The organism is Bradyrhizobium sp. Kon10, assembly GCF_055807395.1.
This window is the reverse complement of record NZ_JBVVOZ010000071.1, coordinates 1-4648: the sequence shown is the minus strand read 5'-3', so window position 1 is coordinate 4648 and position 4648 is coordinate 1. Positions and strand designations below refer to the sequence as shown.

At 61.8% G+C, this 4648-nt stretch carries 6 protein-coding genes; 5 read left to right on the top strand and 1 reads right to left on the bottom strand.

Going from position 1 to position 4648, the window contains the following annotated elements:
• Nucleotides 1–206 (bottom strand): helix-turn-helix domain-containing protein (locus AC0L2O_RS35960; RefSeq protein ID WP_473373091.1); only part of this gene is annotated, 206 nt, incomplete at its 3' end.
• Nucleotides 207–495: 289 nt separating this feature from the next.
• Between AC0L2O_RS35960 and AC0L2O_RS35955 the strand changes: the two genes are divergently transcribed.
• The 5 genes from AC0L2O_RS35955 (at nt 496) to tnpC (ending at nt 4626) form a co-directional block, all read left to right on the top strand.
• Nucleotides 496–654 carry a hypothetical protein gene (locus AC0L2O_RS35955; protein ID WP_473373090.1) on the top strand — a complete coding sequence of 53 codons (159 nt, stop codon included), beginning with the start codon at nt 496–498 and terminating at the stop codon, nt 652–654.
• Nucleotides 655–2643: 1989 nt separating this feature from the next.
• Nucleotides 2644–2901 (top strand): IS66-like element accessory protein TnpA, encoded by a 258-nt coding sequence (gene tnpA, locus AC0L2O_RS35950; RefSeq protein WP_473373089.1) that lies wholly within the window; start codon nt 2644–2646, stop codon nt 2899–2901.
• Nucleotides 2902–2907: 6 nt separating this feature from the next.
• On the top strand, nt 2908–3054 hold the full coding sequence (locus AC0L2O_RS35945; RefSeq protein WP_473373088.1) for a hypothetical protein: 147 nt from the start codon (nt 2908–2910) through the stop codon (nt 3052–3054).
• Nucleotides 3051–3398 (top strand): IS66 family insertion sequence element accessory protein TnpB, encoded by a 348-nt coding sequence (tnpB, locus tag AC0L2O_RS35940; RefSeq protein WP_247333956.1) that lies wholly within the window; start codon nt 3051–3053, stop codon nt 3396–3398. The genes AC0L2O_RS35945 and tnpB overlap by 4 nt, the downstream gene beginning before the upstream one ends.
• Before the next feature lie 73 nt (nt 3399–3471).
• On the top strand, nt 3472–4626 hold the full coding sequence (gene tnpC, locus AC0L2O_RS35935) for an IS66 family transposase (RefSeq protein WP_473373092.1): 1155 nt from the start codon (nt 3472–3474) through the stop codon (nt 4624–4626).
• The last annotated feature ends 22 nt before the right edge of the window (nt 4627–4648 follow it).

Genomic DNA, 4648 nt, shown 5'->3' with positions numbered 1-4648 from the left:
GCATAGCGATGCCGCCAACGGCTGACAATCCGCGGCTGGACCCCAACTTCCTTGGCAATCGACCGGGTGCTGCGTCCGTCCGCCGCCAATAGAACGATCCGCGCCCGCTTTAAATCGCGCTGCAATGTCACCGGCGAGCGACAACGCGCCTCAAGCACCTTGCGATCTTTCCGCGAAAGCTGAACTTCTCTTGCTTCGGGTACCATCCCGATCTTGAATCATGACTCACCCTCTAAGGAAAGGGGGTACTAGATTAAGGCGCCTCGATAATCTTGGTTAACGGGCGGCGCGCCGGCAGGAACTCGGGAGTTGGACTTGATAGTAGCGGTGCTCAAGGCTTCCTGCCTAGCGTAGCGTCTTTGCAAATCTGCTCCCGATAGATTTCTGTTCAATCGGATCCCTGCCTTGGGACGACGATAACGCTAGATAATGGAGGAATAGAAATATGTCAGATGCGCGGAGGCTGAATGATGCTGAACGCGCTGACGTGAGCTCATGGCCGAAGCGATGAAGAGAACGGGCTCGGCAATTCCGGAAGTCATTGCGGATGAACCGGGCGATCGTCACTACGTACCGCTCGCAACCGATGAGAAGGCTTTCAGCCACCGGCAGAAGCATCATGAGCAGACTAGGCCTGACCAGTTCCAGAATTAACTCGCCGCTCGGACATCAATCTTAATTTGAGACTGTGATTGCGGCGGCGCATTGGAGCGCTACCTTGGCGCACCGGACATTGCCCCGTCCGGGTCCACCCAGGCGAAGCCTTCGCGACATCATACTCGGCGCGTTGGCTTCGTTCGCTGGCCACACGCGCGAGTGTCGTTTTGAAGAGGCCATCGAAACACGAGACTCTCGACCTCGCAGAGATGCGCCGGCAGATCACGGCGCTGCGCTCCCGACACTCGGAAAATCTACGGATCACACATCTGTTGAACAGGCTGCTGATCAAGATTGCATATCTCAGTGAACCGGAGTGCGCAGCTCACGCGCAGCAGCTGCGCAAAGCGTTCGCCAAAACGATGGCGGATATCGAGAAACGCATACGGCTGTAAGCGCCGGTGGCTTCCTGACCACGGCACCAAACGTTGTGGTAGAGTCGATCCACCCAAAGCGATGCCCGTGATCCTGACCACCGACGGAGCGCGACGTCGGATGCGCGCGGTGGGACGAGCGGCTGCGCCCCGGCATCGACCTACGTACCGTTCGAGACTTCTGCACCATCCCCGGCCGGTCGGAAAGACGAACGACGCCGGCGCCATCGGCGCTGCGGTCGCGATCGTGACGCCACCATCGATTGCCGGGCCGTCGTCATCTCGCTGATCGTCACCATCGTTACGCCTTCGCTTTGAGATCCCCCCATAGCAGCGGCTCGGGACTTTAACCCCGTTGAAATTTTCAAGCCCATGAAGTGCGGCGACGGTGCTCTCTGCACGCTGATCGCCGGCAGTCCGGTCCCCCTGAGGAACACGCGAGGAACGGACATCCGTCACCCGTCGTTCAGCCGTGCAGATCGAGAGGGAGGACCGTATGAAGGTACCGAGAGGCAAGTTCATCGGCGAACGCACCGACAAGCCGCCGGCAGATGAAGCAGAACATTTCATTAAATGCGCGGCCTGGGGCGGGCGGATTGATATGCGCGACCTCGAATCGGTTCTGGACCACGAGGGCCACTGCCGCACCCGGCAGAGGACCAGGCACAATAGTCAGTGGCCACGGGCCGCTTGCCCCTGAAGGGAGTGGATGGTTCAGACCTTCAACAGCTACCTCGGAAGAGTACATCTGGCACACTCTTGAGGGACTTGCCCCGGCAGACACCGGAGCCGAATACTACTGCATGAAGAAGGTCTACGTCAGCCGCAGGCGCGACTGTCAGAAGGCGATTGTTCACTACGCCACCGGGGCGCTGATGAAGATGATGGCAGACGCTTTTTTCGTGGCCTTCTAATTGGCGGTGCGGTCGGCCTGCTGCTCTGGGCCGGCGTCTTTTTCTGCGTCAGAATACTCATCCAGACCTGAGCGAAGGCAGCGTGTTGCTAGGAAGTCACGTCGCGGCTCAACATGCGCAACGCTAGGACAGAACGACGCGCTTCGAATTTCCACCCCAATGCGGAAATTTCGGGAGCAATTGTTGAACGATCATAGCAAGGCAGCTCCGAGTCGATCCGAGCCTCGAACGCCTCGGGTTCCTTTCATCGCGACAATCCACAGAACTGGTTTCCCGCAGCCCGCAAACGACAACGAAGTGGATTGGACTTTGCTGGAGGCATTTCCCGACGAATGGTGGGCATCGCCCTGAAAGCGCGGCGCTGACTTGACGGGAGCAAACTCACCCTGACGGAGTGGAGGACTTTGATAACTGCGCTCCACCTGCTTAAGGCTTGCAGGAACTGGAGTCGGCGCAAAGTCCTGCAATTGGCAAAAGGCCGGCCCCAGAGGATGATTCCTGAGGCCGGAAGTTCTACGCGTCCGCTCCGAGACACTGCCCGGAGCTGGAGACCGAACGCCCCCCGATTGCCACTTGTTTTTGTCCGGGCCGAATATTCGCAATACCTCCTGCCTGGTCGTGGATGCCCATATGCCCCAAAGTATCCGCCCGGTGAGGGCCGCCTTGCCGAATGAGGCGTATTGTTGAGAACTGTCCTTATGGACAGTGATAGGCGCAGTGCCCAAGTCGAACGGCTTGAGGTGGTGGACACAGGCCGGCGGCGACGCTGGTCCGAGGATGAGAAGCTCAAGATCGTCCTGGAGAGCTTACAGGCGCCGCGCCAGGTCGCTGCAACCGCGCGGCAGTACGGAGTTTCGCGCTCATTGCTGCTGCGATGGCGACGGTCGTTTCGGTCTGAGCCGAAGGATGCCGCCGATCAACCTGTCTTCGTACCGGCGGTAGTGGTCGCGGAATGAGGGCGGATGCCTTGTCCAGTCGCGCCGTCCAGCAGCAGCGGGTCGATCGAGATCGAGTTTGCGGCCGGGGCTCGGATGCGGATCACGGGCACGGTCGATGCGGCGACGCTGAAGGCCGCCGTGGCGGCACTGGCAGATGGACGGCCGCGGTGATCCCCATTGCGTCGGGCGTGCGGGTGTGGATTGCGACCGGCCACACCGATATGCGTCGCGGCATGAACTCGCTGGCCTTGCTGGTGCAGGAAGCGTTCACGCGAGATCCGCACGGGGGCGATCTCTATGTCTTCCGAGGCAAGAGCGGCAAGCTGATTAAGATCCTTTGGCACGATGGACTGGGCATGTCGCTTTATGCCAAGCGGCTGGAGCGCGGCCGCTTCTTGTGGCCGTCGTCGGCTGATGGCGTGGTGACAATCACCCCAGCCCAGCTTGGCTACCTGCTGGAGGGCATCGACTGGCGGATGCCACAACAGACCTGGCGACCGCAGGCGGCTGGCTGATCGCCGGGATTTGAATCGGTGGCACGATCAGCGGTCCGGACAGAGACCGCGCCTTGTGATTCTCTGGTCGGCGATGGGCGCCGATGATTCTCTTCCCGACGATGTGACCACGCTGCAGGCGATGCTGCGCGCCGAGCGAGCGGCCCGGTTGGCCGTGGAAGCCGAGGCCCAGGCGGGGGCCTTGCTCATCGAGAAGCTCAAGCTCACGATCAAGAAGCTCCGGCACGAGCAGTTCGGACAGTCCTCCGAGCGAGGCGCATTGCTGGACCAGCTCGAGCTACAGCTCGCCGACCTGGAGGAGAACGCGGCTCAAGCTGAGACCGCGGCGCAGATGGCAGCCAAGAAGATTGCGGTGCCATCGTTCGAGCGCCGCAAGCCAGCCCGTCGGGCGCTGCCGGAGCATTTGCCGCGGGAGCGCATTATCTATCCGGTGCCGGCCACCTGCCCATGCTGCGGCGACAGCCGATTGCGCAAGATTGGCGAGGACGTAACCGAGACGCTGGAGCTCGTTCCGCGCCAGTGGAAGGTGATCCAGCACGTGCGCGAGAAGCTCGTCTGCCGGGCCTGCGAAGCGATCAGCCAACCGCCGGCCCCCTCGCATCCAATTGCGCGCGGGCGTGCAGGGTCCAAGCTGCTGGCCCATGTCCTGTTCGCCAAGTACGGCCTGCACCTGCCGCTTCATCGTCAGAGCGAGGTCTACCAGCGTGAGGGCATCGACCTCGACGTCTCGACGCTCGCGGACTGGGTAGGTGCCTCCGCCGCAAGCCTGATGCCTTTGGTCAATGCGATCCAGAGCCACGTCTTCGCAGCCGAGCGCATCCACGCCGATGACACCACGGTGCCAGTCCTGGCCAAAGGCAAGACCCGGACCGGACGGCTCTGGACCTACGTGCGCGACGACCGTCCGTTTGCCGGCCCAGATCCGCCGGCGGCCGTGTTCTTCTACTCGCCCGATCGGGGCGGTGCGCATCCGGAGCAGCATCTGGCGGGCTATGCCGGACTGATGCAGGCCGACGCCTACGCCGGCTTTGGCAGGCTCTACGAGGCCAATCGCAAGGGCGGCCCGATCATCGAGGCCGCATGCTGGGCTCACAGCAGACGTAAGTTCTTTGATCTGGCACGGCTCAGCAAGGCGCCAATCGCCGCCGAGGCGGTCAAGCGTGCGGCGCGGCAATCAGGATGGAAGTGCAGCGTCAATCAGGATGAGAGAGCTTCGCCGGGCTCGTGACGTAGGGAGGGCGTAGCCCGAC

Excerpts from the sequence above, each read along its gene's own strand:
- AC0L2O_RS35945 (WP_473373088.1), top strand. The coding sequence starts at position 2,908 with ATGCCTTGTCCAGTCGCGCCGTCCAGCAGCAGCGGGTCGATCGAGATC.
- AC0L2O_RS35955 (WP_473373090.1), top strand. The coding sequence starts at position 496 with ATGGCCGAAGCGATGAAGAGAACGGGCTCGGCAATTCCGGAAGTCATT.
- tnpA (WP_473373089.1), top strand. The coding sequence starts at position 2,644 with ATGGACAGTGATAGGCGCAGTGCCCAAGTCGAACGGCTTGAGGTGGTG.
- tnpC (WP_473373092.1), top strand. The coding sequence starts at position 3,472 with ATGGGCGCCGATGATTCTCTTCCCGACGATGTGACCACGCTGCAGGCG.